The sequence below is a fragment of the Streptomyces sp. NPDC056738 genome, from assembly GCF_042790435.1.
In the GTDB taxonomy this organism is placed as follows: domain Bacteria; phylum Actinomycetota; class Actinomycetes; order Streptomycetales; family Streptomycetaceae; genus Streptomyces.
The window spans coordinates 159,335-176,931 of the sequence record NZ_JBHTZF010000001.1 but is presented as its reverse complement, the minus strand read 5'-3'; the positions used below and the strand labels follow the sequence as shown (position 1 = coordinate 176,931).

Below are 17,597 nucleotides of genomic sequence, written 5' to 3'. Positions count from 1 at the left end.
CGGGTGGCGGCCGACGGGTCCGGGCGCCGGCCGGAGACCGGCTGGTGTCAGTGATGGGGGGCGGGTGCCGTCCGCGGCGGGCGTCCGACGGGAGCTGGCGATGCCGTCGGACGCCAACCCGGTTGCCGGTGGAGGGTGTTGCTTTGGACGGTGCTGACCTGAGTCGTGATGTTGACGGCCCGCCGGGGTCGGCGTGCGTCGGCGGATGTCGCTCCGGTTGCAGTGGCACGCCAGGCCGGCGGCGCCGATGGGTCCGGGCGCTGGCGGGAGGGCGGCTGATGCCGGTGATGGGGGGTGGGTGCTGCCCGAGGCGGGTGTGCCGACGGGAGCCGGTGGGTGCCGCCCCCTGTGCTGGTGATGTCAACCCGGCTACTGGCGGCGGGTGTTGCCTTGGGGCGGTGTCGACCCGAGTCGGTGATGCCGACGGTCGGCGTGGCGGTCGGTGCAGTGCCGGGAGTCGGCGGGTGCCGCCCCGAGTCTGCGGCAGCGCGCCCCGGGCTCGTCGCGGTGGCGGTGTTCCGGGCCTGCGGATGGGCCGGGCTCGTCGCGGCGGTGGTGGTCCGGGTTGGCGGGTGGTGGGGGAGCCGTGGTGTCTGGAAACCGTCTTCGGGGTCTGGTCGTGGGTTCGGGGAGTGGCCGGTTCCTGGGGCGGTTTCGTTGCTCCTGTGGGGTGTTCGCCCTGTTTTAGGGGTGTTGGCTGGTGTGTCTTGCGGCTGCCTCGAGTCTGCGTCCATCCCGGGCGGGGCCGGTGTCCCGAGCGTTGACATACCGCTCGTGCTGTTTTTTACTGGGGGTGTCAGGGGACCGTTACGGACGGTGCCGGTGAATGGGGGAGACGCGTGGACATCGATGTACTGGGCACACTCGCCGTGCGGTACAACGGCGTGTCCATCACGCCGACGGCTCCCAAGCCCCGTCAGGTGCTGGCCCTGCTGGCGCTGAGGGTCGGTCAGGTTGTCCCGGTGGGGGTGCTGGCCGAGGAGCTGTGGGGGGCCAGGCCCCCGCGCAGTGCCCGCGCCACCCTGCAGACCTACATCCTGCAGCTGCGCGAACTCATCTCCGCCGCCCTCGACACCGGTGGCCCGGCGGCCGAAAACCAGAACCAGCACCAGGATTACGGCCAGGAGCAGAGCCAGGGCCAGGGCCAGGGCCTGGGCCGGGATCAGGACCGGAGCCGGGGCCAGGATCAAGGCGAGGGCCAGGGGCAGGATCAGATCCAGGGCCTGGGTCGGGGTGGGTGTGTGGGGGTGGGGCGTCGGCAGGCCAAGGATGTGCTGCTGACCGTGCCCGGCGGCTATCTGCTCAAGAGTGGTGAGGGGGTCAGTGACGTGCGGCGGTTCGAGCGGCTCGCCGGCAGCGGGTACCGGGCCATGGACGCCGAGGACTATCCCCAGGCCGCGCGGCTGCTGCGCCAGGCGCTGGAGCTGTGGAGCGGTCCCGCGCTGGCCGATGTCCGTACCGGTCCGCAGTTGCGTACCGAGGCCAAGCGGCTGGAGGAGAGCCGGCTGTGTGCCCTGGACCAGCGGGTCGAGGCCGATCTGCGGCTGGGCCGCCACCGTGAGCTGCTGGCCGAGCTGACCGTGCTGATCAGCCAGTACCCCATGCACGAGAGTCTGTGCGGCCAGTACATGCTGGCCCTCTACCGGTCCGGGCGCCGCGGTGAGGCGCTGGATGCCTACCAGCGGCTGCGCGCGACCCTGGTGCGCGCCATGGGTCTGGAGCCCTCGCCCGCGCTGGCCAAACTGCAGCGCTCCATCCTGATGTCGGGCCCCGACACCTTCCCGGCCCGTCCCGCGGCGGGCGCCGGTGCAGGCGCAGGCGTGGCTCGGGTGGGCTGACACACCCGGCCCCCGCGCCGGTCCGCTGCCGACCTGTACCCGGGCCCCTGTGGCGGCCGGTATCCGGTCCTGTACGTCTCTCCACCAGGAATCGAGCAGCGCTCGGCTGCGGCCGGGCAGCGTTGATCACACCGGAGGAGGAGATCACGCATGTCGTCGCAGCGCAGACACTGCGCCCGGCACACCGCCGAGGTCGCGGCCCCCGCCGGCGTCGTCTACGGCCTGCTCGCCGACGCCCCGCGCTGGCCCGTCCTGCTGCCCTCCTACATCCATGTCGAACGCCTCGACGCCACCGCCGCCGGTGACAGTCTGCGGCTGTGGCACCTGCACGGGGGCCGGGTGCATGGCGCGCGTGTCCGCCGCGTCCTGCACCCCGGCCCGCGCCGCATCGAGTTCGAGCACCAGGACCTTCACGCGCCCGGCGTGCCGATGCACGGGTACTGGAACGTGTCACCCCAGGGGCCCGGCCGCTGCCTGGTGACCCTGCACCAGGAAACCCCGGCCCCGCCCGGCCCGCCGCCCGGGGTGCCCGGGGTGTCCGACACGCCTGGCGCACCCGGCCTGTTCGGCCCGCCCCAAGGGCCCGACACGCCCGGCGCATCCGGCGTATCCGACCCGCCCGGGGTGCCCGACCCGCTCGGCGTGCCCGGCGCGCCCTGGGTGTCCGACGCCCCCGGAGCGTGCGACGCACCCGGGACACCCGGTATGCCCGGCGTGTCCGGGGTGCTCGGTCCGTTCGACACGGCTGACGCGGCTGACGCGTCTGGTGTGTCGGGTGCGCTTGAGGTGCGGGTGCGGGCACAGGTGGCGGCGGTGCGTGCGGCGGCCGAGCGCTGGGACCGTCTGGACGAGCTGCTGCTGTCCTTCGAGGACAGTCTCCGTGTCTGCGGTTCCCCGGAGATCGTCTACGACTTCCTCTACCGCGTCGGGGACTGGGCCGATCTGGTTCCCCATGTCGAGCGGGTGGAGGCCGGCGAGGAGCGGCCCGGTGTGCAGCGGACCGTCGTGCACACCAGTGATCCCGGCACCGGGGACACGGCTGTCTTCGGGGGCGTGCGGCTGTGTTTCCCGGCCGCCGGGCGCATCGTCCACCGGCAGACCGTGACGCCCGATCCCATCGCCGCGTACTACGGGGAGTGGTCCCTGGAGCCCGACACCTCCGGGGTACGGGTCGCGCACCGGCACCAGGTGATGCTCCGCGACAGCGTGCTGGAGCCTGCCGCGGGGACCGGCACGCTGCCCGTCGACGCCCGCCGCCAGGTGCGCGAGTGGCTCGGGCGCACCAGCACGGAGACGTTGACCCTGGCGCGCTGGCACGCCGAGAGCGCCCTGCGCCGGCTGCGATGAGGGCGCCCGGCGAGATTTCCGAAGCGACCGGCATCACGACGACGAGGAGATCGGCGATGGCTCCCACCCGGCCGCACCGGCAGGCCGGGCGGCCCCCGGCGACACCGGCCCCCCACACCGGGACCCAGCACACGGCCCCCGCCCAGGAACTCGACGACACGGTGCAGCACGAGGCGCCCGCCCCGATGCCTGCCGATGTACCCGGGAGCGCGGTGCAGCACGCGGCGCCTGCCCCGGCACCCGTCGGTGTGGCGCCCGCTCAGGAACTCGACGCCGCGGTGCGGCACGACGTGCCCGCCGGGGTGTCCGGGAGTGCGGCGCGGCATGCGGCGGCTGTCCCGGTGTCCGCCGGTGTGGCGCCCGCTCCGGTATCCGATGGCGCGGTGCGGCACGTGGCGCCTGCGCCGGTGACCGAGGGTGCGGTGCCGTACGGCGTGTCCGACGGGGCGGAGCAGTACGCGGCGTGGCTCGCTGTGCTGCTGGGGGATGTCCGTGATCCCGCCAATCCCTATGGCCGTGCCGCGCTGTGGGCCCGCGGCCAGGGCGGCCTGCCCGCCCCGCCGGCCGGGCTGCCCGGCCCCGACAGCCTGCCCGCCGATCGGCTCGTCCGTGCTCTGGGTCCGCTCTTTCGCCGGGATCTCGCTCTCGCCCATGCCTGGAGCATCGGGCCGCCGGCGAGCGCCCCGATGCCGCATCCGGCGGCCGCCCTGCTCGGCCCGGCCGCCCTGCTTGCCGCGGCCGGCGCCGTCCTGCGCGGTGTGGCCCGCATCGTGGAGGGCCTGAGCCGCTACGAGGCGGCGGCCCGGCAGTGGCGGCCGGTCCTGGCCACCGTCTTCGCCGATCTGCTGGCCTGCCGGAGCCTGACGGACGCGGCCCTGCGCGCCTGCCCCGCCCCCGACCGGCCCGACACAGGTGACGGCGACGGGGACGGCAAGTTGCTCGCCGCGGTCGTGGCGTATCTCGTGCCCCAGCTCGCCGTCGAACTGCTCGGGGATCTCGAACTGGTCCTGAACGAGTGCGGGTTCGACGCCCACACCGTCGAGCGGCGCGCCCTGGCCAGGGTGGTACGGGACCGGGCGCTGGCCGGGGCCGGCCCGGCGGCCACCGGTGCCGCCCAGGCCCGCATCGTGCGCACGCTGAACGCGACGGGCGGCCCGGACCGCCACAAGAGCCACGAGGCCACACCACCCCCGGCACCGGCACCGGCCCCGCTCCACGACACCGCCACCCCGGGCACCGCCACCGCCTCCGGCCCTGCGGCGGTCCCCGGCAGCACCGGCCCGCAGACCGCCACGCCACCGCCGGCTGCCGCCGCCCGGCTGTCGCCCGCCACCGCGACGCCACCGGCCGCCGGCACTGACCCGACCGGCACCGCCCTTGCCCCTGTCGGCTCCGGCTCCGGTGCGCCGGCCGCAACGACCCCGCCGCCCACCGCCGCCGGCATCACCGACACCGACACCGGTACTGGCGTCGATGCCGCTGCTCATGCCGATGTGGCCGCGCTCGCCCGGATCGGTCGCCGGCTGGCCGCCGAGCGGCGGGCTCTGCGTGGTGCGTGGGCGTGCACCGCCGGGCACGATGTGGCCGACCCGGCGCTGCGCGCGCTGGCGGACCGTCAGGCCCTGCTGGTGCTGGCCGACCGGACGACGGCCGCGCGGGAGGAGGCCGCCCGCGCGCGTGATCCCTTCCTCGCCGGCGCCGGCTGGGCGCTGCTGGCGCTCGGCCGGATCACCGTGCGGCTCGGGCTGCCGCTGCCCGCCGGCATGCCGGACGCGCAGCCGGGCGTGTGGGACGAACTGGCCCGCCGCGCGCTGCACGCCACGGACGAGGACCTGTACGCGGCGGGGCCGGCGTGGTGAGCGGCGGCGCGGCACCGCACGAGCACGAGCACGAGTGCGAGCACGAGCGCGGGCACGGCCGCACACCAGCGCCGCCAGTGGTGCCGGTGACGCCGGTGGTGCCGGCGCCGTGTCATGTGCCCGGGCCCGACGGGCCGTGGGAGCAGGTCCAGGAACACGCCGAACAGACGGGACGGGCGGTGGTGCACACCACCTGGGGCCAGTGGCTGGCACCGGCCCTGCTCGACCCCGACCTGCGCGCCCTGCTGGGCCGCGACTGGCCGCGCTACCGCCGGCACCCGGCCCCGGCCGGACGGCTGATCCTGGCCGTCTCCCGGATGGTGCTCAAGCACACGGCCGCCGCCGTCCTGCAGGTCCCCGCCGCCCGGCTCGACCTCGCCGCCCTGCCCGGCGGGCGGCCCGTGCTGCGCGGGCTGGGCGCGGACGTGCAGGTCAGCCTCGCCCACACCGACGAGCTGATCGTGGCCGGCGTCAGCCGCACCGGTCCGCTCGGGGTGGACGCCGAGCCCGCCGGACGCCGGATCTCCTTCGAGGCGCTGCGCGAGCACGTGTGCACCGCCGAGGAGGCCGGGCGGCTGGCGGCCCTGCCCGAACCCGAACGCACCCAGGCGTTCCTGCGCCTGTGGACCCTGAAAGAGGCCTACGTCAAGGCACTCGGGCACGGCATGCGGCGCCGCTTCTCGGCCATCGGCTTCACCTGGGACACGGCCGCAAGCGCCCGCCTCACCGGGGACGGCGCCGGGCAGTGGGCCTTCGCCACCCACCTCGTCGACGGCCGCTACCTGGTCAGCCAGGCCCACCACTCAGGCCAGGCCCACCACTCAGGCCAGGCCCACCACCCGGGCCAGGACCGCCACCCGGGCCAGGCTCACCACCCGGGCGAGGCCCGCCACTTGGGCGAGGCCCGCCATCCAGGCGAGGTGGGCCTCCCAGGCGAGGTGGACCTCCCGGGCAAGGTGGGCCTCTTGGGCGAGGTGGGCCTCCCGGGCCAGGTGCATCCCCCGGGCGCCGCGCCACCGCAGCCGGACACACCGAGCCCCCCGCCCTGCGCGGACCGGCCGAGCTCCCCGCCTCCCGCGGAGGCTCCGCACCCGCCGCACCCGGTGTCCCCGGCGCGGCCGCCGCTCGGCGGGCGGGTCCTGGACTTCCCCGGACGGCGTGGTTCCGGACAGCGGTGAGCAGACATGGCAGTGGGGGGACGACGGCTTGTGGCCGGCCGTGCAGAAACGATTCGAAAAGGAGGCGGGGGTGGCGGACAGAGCTGCCGCGGCAACGCTGTGCGCCGTCCCCGGGGGGCGATGAGGAGTCATCACTCGTACGACGGCACCGTTCTGGCCGTCGTACACGAACCGCAGGACACCCACGGCCGCTCGCCGCTCGTCCTCGAACTGTGCGGAGCGACCCGCACGGATGCCGAGGCGGTCGCCGCCCGCGTCGCGAGATCCCACCGGGCCTACGACGTCGAACTGGACGTACCCGCAGACCGCACACCACAGCACCGCACACCCGACGGCACACCACCTGACGGCACACCCCAGGACGGCGTACCGGGGGACGGCGCGCCGGACGGTGTGCCGGGGGACGGTGTGCGGGGTCCGGCCGTGCGGGCGGACCGGTATCTCCTGCGGCTCAGCCCGCGCGGCCCCGACAACCCCGACAACCCCGACGACCCGGACGGCTCGGCCGGGATGCTCGGCCCTGACGTCCCGCACGGCCTGCCCGGCCTGCTCGGCCCCGATGTCCCGCACGGCCTGCTCGGCCTGGACGGTCCGCTCGGCTCGGACGACTCGCGCGGCTTGGACGGTTCGGACGGTCCGTTCGGCTTGCCCGGTCCGGACGGTCTGTTTGGTCCGGGTGGGGCCGGGCCGGTGCTCACCGAGGACCTGCTGGCCGATCTGCTGGCGCCGCCCGCCGCGGGCACGGTCCCGGTGCGGGGGCATCAGCGGGCGCTGCTTACGGCGGCGGCCGGTCATCAGGGCGGTCCCGGCCGTTTCGTGGAGCAGCTCCACTGGGACTGGACGGGGCCGCTGGATGTCACCCGGTTCATCGCCTCCTGGCAGTCCCTGGCCGAGCGCGAGACGGTGCTGCGGGCGTCCTTCGACTGGGCCGGCGCCCCCCGCCTGGTGCTGCACGACCACGCGGCGGTCGAGGTCGTCCGCCACGGGCCGGCCGGTGCCGGCTGGCAGGACCTGCTGCGCCGTGAGCGCGAGCGCGGCTTCGAGCTGTACCGGCCCTCCCTGCTGCGGGTGTCCCTGTTCGAGGGACCGCCCCGGGCGAGCCGCCCCACCACCGGCACCGGCCCCACCCCTGGTACCGGCACCGGCACCGGCACCGGCACCGGGGCCGGGGCCGGGGCCGGGGCCGGGGCCGGCAGCAATACCCGTACCGGGGCCGGGGCCGGGCGGGGGGCCGTCCGGCTGCTGGTGACCTATCACCGGGCGCTGCTCGACGAGCGCGGGGCGCGGCTGCTGGTGCGCCAGTTCTACCGTTCCTATCTCGCCGGCGGTGTGCTGCCCGGCGCCGACCGGCGTCCCGACATCCGTGACCACGCCCACTGGCTGGCCCGTCAGGACGCGGCCGCGGCCCGGGAGTTCTGGGCGGCGGCCGCCCCGCCGGCCGGCGCCGCCCTCACCCCGGCCCGCCCGGGTGTACCGCCCCACCCGGGCCGGGAGACGAGCCCGGGCGGGGAGACGGGCCCCCTGGCCGGGGGGCCCGGCAGTCCGGCTGAGGAGACGGGCCCCCCGGCCGGGGGGACGGGCCGTCCGGCTGGGGGGACGGGCCGGGTCCGGCGTGTTCTCAGGCCGGTGCAGAGCGCGCGGCTGCGTTCCTGGGCCGGGGGCCGGGGCGCGGGGGAGAGCAGTGCCCTGCACGTGGTGTGGGCGCTGCTGCTGTACCGGGCGGCCGGCCGGCCGGGGCCGTGGCCGGTGGCGTTCGGGGTGCACCTGTCGGGACGCGACCTGGCGCTGCGGGGCGGGGCCGGCATCCCCGGACTGCTGGGCGGGCCGCTGCCGATGACGGTCACCGTGGACGGGGCCACGCCGCTGGCGGACCTGCTGGTGCAGGTCCGCGACGCCGCGCTCGACCTGACCGCCTACGCGTGGGTGTCGGCCGGCCAGGTCCGCCGCTGGAGCGGACGGGCCTCGCAGTCCCCGCTGACCGAGACGACCGTCCGCTTCGAGACCCACCCCGAACTGCCGGCCAACCTGCGGGCCGAACTCGCCGACCAGGCCATCACGGCGGGCGCCCCGCACAGCGCGGGCGGCGCCACCACCCTGCCCGTCACCCTGGTCGCCCACCACGACCCGCAGGACGCCCTGGTGCTCGACGCTTTTTACGACCGGGCCAGGCTCACCGACACCGACGCCGCCGAGACCCTCGCGCAGTGCCTGCACCTGCTGCGCAGCCTGCCCGACCATCCCCACGAGACGTTCACCGTCGCCGACGCCCTGGCCCTGCTGGGCACCTCGCAGGTGCCCGCCATGACCCCGCCGCCCGCCGGCGCCTCCCCGGTCCTCGCGGTGCTGCGCGCCGGGCGGGCCGGGGCGGACCTCGTGTGCCTGGTCACCGTCCCCGGCGTCACCCCCGGCGCCTACGACCTGCTCCTGCGCGCCCACCAGGGGCCCGAACGCATCGTCTCGCTCACCCTGACCGGCGCTCAGGCACCCCCCGCCGTCCCGGCGGACCTGCTCGACGGCACCCGGCAGCTGACCGTGTGCGGGGTGGGCCCGGCCGGCCCGGCCGCCCACGACCTCGCCCGCCGCACCGCCCGCCGCACGGGCCGCACCCCCACCGCGGTCATGACCGGACTCGGCAGCGCCGCCGAGACCGCACGGGCCCTGTCCCGGGCCCTGCGGGCGGTACGGACCCGCACCACCTGACCCGAACACCGGACCTCAAGCCCCACCCCAACCTCCCAGGCCCAAGCACCGAGCACCAAGCCCCAAACGCCGAGCCCCAAGCCCCAAACATCGAGCACCGGGCACCGGACATCAGCCGTCGGGGGCACCGGTGTCGCCGGTGTGCCGGGGTGTGCCGGGGTGTGCCGGGGTGTGCCGGGGTGTGCCGGGGTGTGCCGGGGTGGGCCGTCCAGTGGTCCGAGAGCGTTCCTTGAGTGCCGTGGCCGAGGGTGGCGGCACCTGCGGGAGGAGGCGCCATGGGCGACGTGGAGAGCGGCCGGCCGGCGGCCCTGCGCGTCGAGCGCGGCAGTGCGACCGAGGAGGAACTGGCCGCGCTGACCGTCGTCCTGCTGGCCCTGCGCGCCCGCCCGGCACCCGGGCGGCCGGAGGCGCTGCCGGCCGCCGGACCGCGCCGGCTGCTGCCCGGCGGCCAGGACCACGGGCCGTACAGGCGGCGGTGAGGTGACCCTCCGGCGACCACAGCGAGAATACCTGCCGGTTTGTTTGAGGAAAGCACCGACGGCGAGATCGGACCGGTCTGCCGGGTATGCGCCCCCGGCCCCGCCGCCGCGCGCCGCCCGGCCGGTGGCCCCGCGGAACGGGAACAGGCTTGCTGTCACCGGGAAGTTGTCCCGCACGCGGCCCCGTTCGAGGGTTGCTGCACCGCCGCTCGAAGGTTGTTAAAAACAGGACGATCGGTCTCGTATTGACATACCGTCTGTGCTGTTTTTTAATGTTGGAGTGTCAGCAGCGCACGGGGACAGGGGAGTCGGCGTGGACATCGAGGTATTAGGTGCACTGGACGTGCGGGAGAACGGGGTGTCCGTCGCCCCGACGGCCCCCAAGCCCCGCCAGGTGCTGGCGCTGCTGGCGGTCCACGCGGACCGGGTGGTGCCGGTCGCCTCGCTCATCGAGGAGCTGTGGTCCGCCCGGCCCCCGCGCAGTGCGCGCACCACCCTGCAGACCTACGTGCTGCAGTTGCGCGAGCTCATCGGCCAGGCGCTGGCCCGCGGCGCCGCGGACGGGCCCGGATCCGGGTCCGGGCCCGGGTCCGGGGGCCGTAGTGCCAAGGACGTCCTGGTCACCCTGCCGGGCGGGTATCTGCTCGCCGCGTCCGGCGGTACCAGCGACGTCCGCGAGTTCGACCGGCTGGCGGGACTGGGCTACCGAGCCATGGACGCCGGCGACTTCGCGGGCGCCTCCCGCACCCTTGGCGCCGCCCTGGACCTGTGGTCGGGCTCCGCCTTCGCCGACGTGCAGACCGGCGCCCAGCTCACCATGGAGGCCAGGCGCCTGGAGGAGAGCCGGCTGTGCGCGCTCGACCAGCGCATCGAGGCGGACCTGCGGCTCGGCCGGCACCGCGAAGTCCTGGCCGAACTCACGGTTTTGACCAGCCGTTACCGCAACCACGAGAACCTGCACGCCCAGTTCATGATCGCGCTGCACCGCTCGGGGCGGCGCGGTGAGGCCCTCAACGCCTACACCCACCTGCGCACCACCCTCAGCCGCGACCTGGGCCTTGAACCCTCCCCGCGACTGCGCCGGCTCCAGCACTCGATCCTGATGGCCGCACCCGAGGGCCCGCCGGATCCGCCCGTCCCGGCCCGCGCCGCGGCCGGACCGCAGATCACCGCCGGCCGCTGACCGCCCCGGCAACCAGCCGCGCACACGGGCCACCGGCCCCCGGGCCGGTATCCGCCCCGCCACCAGCCCCGGCCGGTATCCGCCCCGGCCACCAGCCCCAGTCGGTATCCGCCGGCCACCGGCCATCAGCCCCGGCCGGTGTCCGCCCGGCCGGCGCCTGCACCATCCCGCCCCGCCCCGCCCCGCCGTGCCGCGCGGGAGTTCTGCTGCCGCCTCCCCGTGTGCGGAGGGGCACGCCCGTCCCGGTCCAAGTGCCGGGGTTTTCCACGAAGGGACGCGTTGATGACCAGCGAGCCGACGGCATCCTCCGACGGCCACGGAGAGGTTCTTGCCGAGCTCACCGCCGTGCTGGCCGGTGTCGTGCACGCCGACCCCGACCGGGTCGACCCCGACCAGCCCTTCCCGGTCCTGGGCCTGGACTCCCTGCTCACCATCGAGTTCGTCGCGGCCATCGACCAGCACTTCGGTGTCCGTATCGCCGGCGCGGACCTCTACACGTACGCCACCCCCGCCCTCCTGGCCCGCCGGCTGAGCGCGCTTCGCCACGGCGCGGACGAGGTCCCCGCGGCCCGGGACGCGGGTGCCGCGGCGGCGGTGCTGCAGGTGCTGCGCCACGAGTTGGCGCGGATCCTGCACTGCGACCCGTGGGAGATCGACGGCGGCGCCGCCTTCGCGGAACTGGGCATCGACTCCATCCTGGCCGCCGACTTCACCGCCGGCGTCAACCGCGCCTACGGCCTGAGCGAACGCCCCGTCACCGTCCACGAGCACCCCAGCCTCGCCTCGATGGCCGCCTACATCGCCTCCCGCACCCGGGACACCCCCGACACCCCGGCCCCGGACACCTCCGCCCCGGACGCCTCCGCCCCCGGCCCCGCCGCGGTATCCGCCGGGCAGCACCAGCACCAGCACCAGCAGCCGCAGCCGCAGGCGGAGTCGTCGCCGCAGCAGCCCGCCCCCGCGGCGGTGCGGCGGCCCGCGCTGTCCCAGGAGGAGGTCCTCGCGCTCCTGGACGCGGTACGAGGCGACCGGATCGGTGTCGACGAGGCCGCCGCGCTCCTGGCCCACCGCCCGGCCTGAACGGCCCGCCCGCAAAGCACCGCCGGCCCACCGGCTGCCGCGCCTGCCGCGGACCCGGCGGCCCCGCGCCGCCACCTCACCGTCGTACGCAGCGGGACGGCGACCCCCGCACGGGGGACGGCGACCCCGCACGGCAACCGGGACGGCGACCGAGACGGCAACCGAGACGGCGAACCGAGACGGACTGAAACGACACCATGACCCTCACCGCACCGCAGCCGCCCGCCGCCGGGCTCGGCCCGCACCCCACGGTGGTGCCCCCGGTGAAGCTGTGGCTGTGCCCCAACGACGCCCTCCCGCCGGCCGTCACCGCCATCCTGGCCGCGCACTGGCTCGACGAGCGCGAGAACGCGACCGCCGCCCGGTTCCTGTTCGAACGCGACCGCCGCCAGTACCTCGTCGCCCACACCCTGGTCCGCCGCGCCCTGGCGCTTGAGGCCGGCCTCGGCGAGGCCGAGCTGGTCATCTGGCGTTCCTCGCGCGGGCGGCCCTTCCTGCAGCCGCTGCCCGGCGGCCTGCCCCGGGGCGGCGGCCACCTCGACTTCAACCTCTCCCACGCCGGCGGCTACAGCCTGCTGGGCATCGTGCGCACGGCACGCGTCGGCGTCGACGTGGAGTGCCTGGACCGGGAGGCGGGCGCCCTGGAGACCATCCTGACCACCTTCACCCCCGGCGAGCGGCACTGGGCGCGGCAGGCACCCCCCGGACGCCGGCGCGACCGACGGGTGCTGCGGCTGTGGACGTTGAAGGAGGCCTACTCCAAGGCCCGCGGACTGGGACTTGGCCTGCCCTTCGACGAGTTCGCCTTCACCCTGGACGACGACCGCGGCGTCCTGGCCTTCCAGCCGCCCGCCGACGACGCGGCCGGCCGCTGGCGGTTCCTGGAACTGGAACCGGTCCCCGACGTGCTGGCCGCGGTGGCCGTCCCCGCCGACGACGACCCCGCCCCGCACCTGGAACTGCACCAGGGATTCCCCTGGGACCGCGCCGCACCGCGCACCATCACCCTGCCCGCACCCGCCCCCACACCGCACACCCCCCACCGCGAGACGGCCACCGCACCGCACTGACCCCCGCCCACCCGTCCACCCACCCGTCCACCCACCCCGCCCGCCGACACCGTTCGCCGCCCACCGCCCGCCAGGCACCCGCGCAGGTGCCGGCGGACGGAAAAGGAAAAAGGGTATATGGCGGTGCGCAATTGCCCGCCCTCCCGGAATCCGTACCGAAATCTGCATCGAAATCTGCACCGGAATCCTTACCGGAATCCGGAGTTCATTTCCGGTGCGGGTGCAGGTGCTCTCGAGTGCCGTGTATTTGACGCACCACCCCACGTGGAGCACCGCTGGAGGACCGCTACAGGAAAACGCTCGGGGGGCACGGACCCGGCTAGCGTGCCTAGCGGCGGAGATTTCCGGCCACAAAAGGAACTGGACAAGGAACTCGACGAGGTGGGGAGGCCACCATGGAGATTCAGGTTCTGGGTCCGTTGAGTGCCGAGGTCAACGGGGGATCCATCGTTCCGACGGCGGGCAAGCCGCGACAGATCCTGTCGCTGCTGGCGCTCTACCCGGGACGTGTCATGCCTGTTCCCACGCTCATGGAGGAACTCTGGGGAACCGAGCCTCCGGCGAGCGCACTGACGACCCTTCAGACGTACATACTGCAACTGCGCCGGCGGCTCGGCACGGCCATGGGCCCGGGCGCACCGGCCGGCGCGAAGGACATTCTCGCCACCCGGCACGGCGGATACCTGCTGCAGATCGACAGGAGCTGTGTCGATGTGCACACCTACGAGGAGCTGACCCGCCAGGGCCAGGCCGCGTTCGTGGAAGGCGACGACGAGGTGTCCGCGGAACGGTTCCGCACGGCACTGGACCTGTGGACCGGGCCGCCGCTGGTCGACGTGAGACTCGGTCCCGTCCTGGAGATCGAGGTCATGCGGCTGCAGGAGAGCCGGCTGGTCACCGTCGAGCGGCGCATCGACGCCGACCTGCGGCTGGGCCGCCACGCGCAGCTCATCGCCGAACTGACCGAGCTGACCGCCCGCCACCCGCACCACGAGGGCCTGCACTCCCAGGTCATGGTGGCGATGTACCGCTCGGGCCGGCAGGCCACGGCCCTGGAGGTCTACCGCAGGCTGCGCATCCGGCTCATCGACGAACTGGGCGTGGAGCCCTCCCCGCAGCTCCAGCGCATGCACCAGGCCATGCTGGCCGTGGACCCGCAGCTCGACCTGCTGGCGGGACCGCGCCACGGCTCGACCTTCGACCTGTTCGCGGCGTGAGGCACGGCCGCCGCCCGGCCGCCCCCGGCGGCCGGGCAGGCCGCGGCACCCCGCCCGCCGCGCGTCACCGGCCCGACGCCGGGCGGCCCGACCGTCATCCGGTCCGGCCGCCCGGCGTCCGCCGTGCCCGGCCTCAGGCGGCCAGGGCCCGCAGCCGGGTCAGCGTCGACCACAGGACCCCCGGGGTGGCGAAGGTGTCCAGGGAGAGGACGTCGTCCACGAAGTGCACCTGGTAGGCGCCCTCCAGCGAGCCCAGCAGCTCCACCGCGCCCAGCGAGTCCAGCCCCGCGAGCCGCAGGTCCGTATCGGCCTCCAGCGGTTCGCCCGCGCCGTGGAACGGCAGGTACTCACGCAGCAGTTCCTCGAACTTGTTGTCCCAAGCCATCGCTGACCTCACCCTTTGCGTGTCGTCGATTTTCACCGGCCTTCTCGCCGGTCGTGTGTCTGGCGCTACTGGGCTGGGCCAGGAGCGGCCAGGGCCGTCGCGGGGGCGGCCGGGGTGGTGGACGCCCCGCCGAGGAACACGGGCCCCACGGCGGGGCGGGGACACCGGCCGTTCAGCAGCAGGCCGGCCGCGCCCTGAGCCGACGGCGGCAGACGCGATGCCGGTGCGCTGGGCGATACGGTCCGCCGTGGCGGCGGCCCGGGCGATGGCCGCCGCCACGGCGTCGGCAGGGTGCAGGCAGGCCTGCATCGCCCGGGCGAAGGGGCCGGTCGGTGTCCGGGAGGTGCTGGGCGGGCCGGGTGGGGGTCAGCAGGGGGGTTGCCGCCGCTGGAGTCGTAGAGGAACGCGGCCTGCCCGCGGCGTCCGGCCTGCTCGGCGAGCGCGGTCACCTCGGCCGGGGAGAGTCGTGCCAGGCGGATGTGCCGGCACGTGGACCGGCACATCAGCTCGGCCGCGAACGCCCGGTCGCCGCTGTCATGGGGGACCGTCCGCGCAGCGACCAGCAGCAGGCGCCCGCCGTGCCCGCGGCGGGTGAGGTGGCGTACGAGGTCCAGGGACTCGGCGTCGGCGTGGTGGACGTCGTACGCCCACATGACCGGCGGGTTTGCCCCCGCCCGCCTCACCCGGCCCGGCGTCCGGCGCCGCGAGGCCCGTGCCGTCGAGCCCCCGCCGCGCGGTGTTTTCCCGCCGGGCGGGAGAGCCGGCAGCCGGCGGAGCATGTCCCGCACGCTTCGGTGCCCCACCGGGGAGCCGGCCGCGCACGGCACCACCGCTCCCGCGGCAGCGGCCCGTTCGATCAGCAAATGCACGAGCGCACTCTTGCCGCAGCCCGCAGCCCCCTCCATCAAAACGGTGCGCGAGCATCCTTCGGCGCAGTCGGTGAAAGCGTCCGTCAAGGTTCTGATCGCCGCGCTCCTGCCGGCCAACGTCATGGCTGTCCTGTCGGTCGCTCCACCCCCACCGGGCCAGCCTGGCCACGCCGCCTACAGCAGCGGTCGAGCCACGGCGGAACCCGCGGGGGCCGCCGCCACGGCCGAGGATGATGACGGAAAGGGAGAAAGGACAAGGAGGAGGCGAGGCACGAGGAGAAGGGGAAAACTGAAAGCCCCGGGCGTTCGTTCACGCCGGGGATGAATGCAACACTGCTCTGACATGCGCTTTGAAGTGGACGGTTTCGCTGCTCGATGTACCGGTAGACGATCGCTAAAAATGCTCCGCCGCACGATGCGAAGAAATGCGAGGGCGACCGCAGGTGCCCGTGCAAGACGGCGCGGTCGATCCGGCCGGTGAACTCCTGCCGCATGATTGCTTCGCAGCGTGTCAGCATCTCGTCGTTGAACACCCCGCGCCCGGGCTTCGTCACGAAGACCGCGTGCACATCCACCGCTGAAACGACGTGTCTGCCACACCTGTGGTCTTTTTGACCATCTGTGAGACCAGCCCCAGTAGTCTCGTGGGTGTGCGGCTCCGTTACAACTACCGGGCCTACCCGGATGCCCTGCAGCGTCGTGCGCTGGCGCGTGCGTTCGGGTGTGCCCGGGTGGTGTGGAACGACTGTCTGCGAGACCAGAAGCAAGCGCAGGCGGCAGGACTGCCGTATGTGAAGTCGTCCGAGCTGTCCCGTCGTCGCATCACCTTGGCCAAGCGCACCGTAGAACGGGCCTGGCTCGCCGATGTCTCGGCGGTTGTCTTGCAGCAGTCTCTGCGAGACCTGGACACCGCCTACAAGAACTTCTTCGACTCGATCAAGGGCACGCGGCAGGGCCGCAGGGTCGGCCCTCCCCGCTACAAGTCGAGGAAGGACACCCGGCAGTCCATCCGCCTCAACACCAACGCCTTCCGCCTCCAGGGCGACGGCACGGTCTACGTGGCCAAGGTCGGCAACCTCAAGGTCAAGTGGTCCCGCCGGCTTCCAGCCACGCCCACGTCGCTGACCGTCACCCAAGACAGCTCCGGCCGCTACTTCCTCAGCTTCGTCGTCGACACCGAGCCGGACATCCTTCCCGCCCTGGCGGCCGACGCGGGTCTCGATCTCGGCCTGTCCGCCTTTGCCGTCCTCTCCAACGGCAGCAAGATCGACAGTCCCCGCTTCCTGCGCCGGGCCGAGAAGAAACTCAAGCGACTTCAACGGGAGTTGTCCCGCAAGACGAAGGGATCGAAGAACCGGGCCAAGGCCCGTATCAAGGTCGCACGCCAGCACGCCAGGGTGGCGGACCGGCGCCGGGACTTCCACCACAAGGCATCCACCCAGATCATTCGCGACAACCAAGCGGTGTATGTGGAAGACCTCGCGGTGTCCGGCCTGGCACGCACCCGGCTCGCCAAGTCCGTGCACGACGCGGGATGGTCCGTGTTCGTCGGCATGCTGGAGTACAAGGCAGTCAAACACGGCCGCACCTTCGCCAAGGTGGACCGCGCCTTCCCGTCCTCCCAGGTCTGCTCGGCCTGCGGATTCAGAGACGGCCCCAAGCCCCTGCACGTCCGGGAATGGACGTGCAGCGCATGCGCCACCGTGCACGACCGCGACCACAACGCAGCACGCAACGTCCTCTTCGAAGGACGCCGCATCGTCGCCGCCGGACGGGTGGAGACGCCAAACGCCTGTGGAGCGCCGGTAAGACGGGCACACGTGCCCGCACAGCGCGTTGAAGCAGGAAGCCCCCGGGAAGGGTCAGACGGCCCAGGCCCGAATCCCCGGACTTCAGTCCAGGGAGCACGTCAACCGTTCTCCATTCCCGCTCTAGCGCGTACGGCCATGATTTCCGGGCCTCCGTACGGTCGTACGGAGGGCGGAGCAGGAGGAAGGGCCTCGTCATGACGCCGGCGCTGACCGAGCCCCTCAGCGGGGCGCTGCACGAACTCCTCACCGCGCGCAGTCTGCGCGAGCGCAACAGGGAACTCGTCCTCGCGCTGGTCGCGGCGGGCAACCGGGGCGAGGTCAACCACCTCACCCGCCACTGGGCGGGCGCCGGGGAGCGGGGCGGGCGGACGCTGCCCGAGGGACTGGGCCTGCGGGCCGAGAGCGTCGTCGCCGACCACGACGTCGTCGCCCTGCGCGCGACCGCCCGGGCCGGCACGGCCACCTGGTCCCTGATCGCCGAACTGCGCTTCGACGCCGCGGGCCGCATCGAGCAGTGCCATGACCTGCTCGTGCCCGACATGCCGGCAGGCTGACCCGCCATCAAGCCCACGCGCCATCAG

Annotated in this window: 14 protein-coding genes; 12 read left to right on the top strand and 2 right to left on the bottom strand. The window is 74.2% G+C overall.

Annotated elements, in window-relative coordinates; all coding sequences use genetic code 11:
• Positions 1–839: 839 nt before the first annotated feature.
• From ACFRIC_RS00630 to ACFRIC_RS00585, 10 genes are all read left to right on the top strand, one after another.
• Positions 840–1,838 carry a BTAD domain-containing putative transcriptional regulator gene (locus tag ACFRIC_RS00630; protein ID WP_382778279.1) on the top strand — a complete coding sequence of 333 codons (999 nt, stop codon included), beginning with the start codon at positions 840–842 and terminating at the stop codon, positions 1,836–1,838.
• Positions 1,839–1,988: 150 nt separating this feature from the next.
• Positions 1,989–3,185, top strand: a complete 1,197-nt coding sequence (locus ACFRIC_RS00625) for an SRPBCC family protein (RefSeq protein WP_382778278.1) — start codon at positions 1,989–1,991, stop codon at positions 3,183–3,185.
• A 56-nt stretch (positions 3,186–3,241) separates the two neighbouring features.
• The gene (locus ACFRIC_RS00620; protein ID WP_382778277.1) at positions 3,242–5,044 is read left to right on the top strand and encodes a hypothetical protein; all 1,803 of its coding nucleotides are present in this window, start codon (positions 3,242–3,244) and stop codon (positions 5,042–5,044) included.
• A 179-nt stretch (positions 5,045–5,223) separates the two neighbouring features.
• Positions 5,224–6,222, top strand: coding sequence for a 4'-phosphopantetheinyl transferase superfamily protein (locus ACFRIC_RS00615; protein ID WP_382778276.1), 999 nt, complete (start codon positions 5,224–5,226; stop codon positions 6,220–6,222).
• Positions 6,223–6,342: 120 nt separating this feature from the next.
• Positions 6,343–8,922: a hypothetical protein gene (locus ACFRIC_RS00610; RefSeq protein WP_382778275.1), complete on the top strand. Its 2,580-nt coding sequence runs from the start codon at positions 6,343–6,345 to the stop codon at positions 8,920–8,922.
• Positions 8,923–9,197: 275 nt separating this feature from the next.
• Positions 9,198–9,401, top strand: a complete 204-nt coding sequence (locus tag ACFRIC_RS00605; RefSeq protein ID WP_382778274.1) for an acyl-CoA carboxylase subunit epsilon — start codon at positions 9,198–9,200, stop codon at positions 9,399–9,401.
• 313 nt (positions 9,402–9,714) lie between these two features.
• Positions 9,715–10,584, top strand: a complete 870-nt coding sequence (locus ACFRIC_RS00600; RefSeq protein ID WP_382778856.1) for a BTAD domain-containing putative transcriptional regulator — start codon at positions 9,715–9,717, stop codon at positions 10,582–10,584.
• Positions 10,585–10,866: 282 nt separating this feature from the next.
• Positions 10,867–11,664, top strand: a complete 798-nt coding sequence (locus ACFRIC_RS00595) for a phosphopantetheine-binding protein (protein WP_382778273.1) — start codon at positions 10,867–10,869, stop codon at positions 11,662–11,664.
• 197 nt (positions 11,665–11,861) lie between these two features.
• Positions 11,862–12,734 carry a 4'-phosphopantetheinyl transferase family protein gene (locus ACFRIC_RS00590; protein ID WP_382778272.1) on the top strand — a complete coding sequence of 291 codons (873 nt, stop codon included), beginning with the start codon at positions 11,862–11,864 and terminating at the stop codon, positions 12,732–12,734.
• Between the two features lie 395 nt (positions 12,735–13,129).
• A complete protein-coding gene (locus tag ACFRIC_RS00585; protein WP_382778271.1) occupies positions 13,130–13,951 on the top strand; it encodes a BTAD domain-containing putative transcriptional regulator in 822 nt (273 codons plus the stop codon).
• 133 nt (positions 13,952–14,084) lie between these two features.
• Here the strand turns inward: ACFRIC_RS00585 and ACFRIC_RS00580 are convergent, their stop codons facing one another.
• Positions 14,085–14,336, bottom strand: coding sequence for a phosphopantetheine-binding protein (locus ACFRIC_RS00580; RefSeq protein ID WP_382778270.1), 252 nt, complete (start codon positions 14,334–14,336; stop codon positions 14,085–14,087).
• 65 nt (positions 14,337–14,401) lie between these two features.
• On the bottom strand, positions 14,402–15,328 hold the full coding sequence (locus tag ACFRIC_RS00575) for an ATP-binding protein (protein WP_382778269.1): 927 nt from the start codon (positions 15,326–15,328) through the stop codon (positions 14,402–14,404).
• A gap of 527 nt (positions 15,329–15,855) precedes the next feature.
• Here ACFRIC_RS00575 and ACFRIC_RS00570 point away from each other — a divergent pair.
• Both ACFRIC_RS00570 and ACFRIC_RS00565 read left to right on the top strand, forming a co-directional pair.
• The gene (locus ACFRIC_RS00570) at positions 15,856–17,214 is read left to right on the top strand and encodes an RNA-guided endonuclease InsQ/TnpB family protein (RefSeq protein ID WP_382778268.1); all 1,359 of its coding nucleotides are present in this window, start codon (positions 15,856–15,858) and stop codon (positions 17,212–17,214) included.
• Positions 17,211–17,570, top strand: coding sequence for a hypothetical protein (locus ACFRIC_RS00565; RefSeq protein ID WP_382778267.1), 360 nt, complete (start codon positions 17,211–17,213; stop codon positions 17,568–17,570). Before ACFRIC_RS00570 ends, ACFRIC_RS00565 begins: the two co-directional genes overlap by 4 nt.
• Positions 17,571–17,597 lie beyond the last annotated feature (27 nt).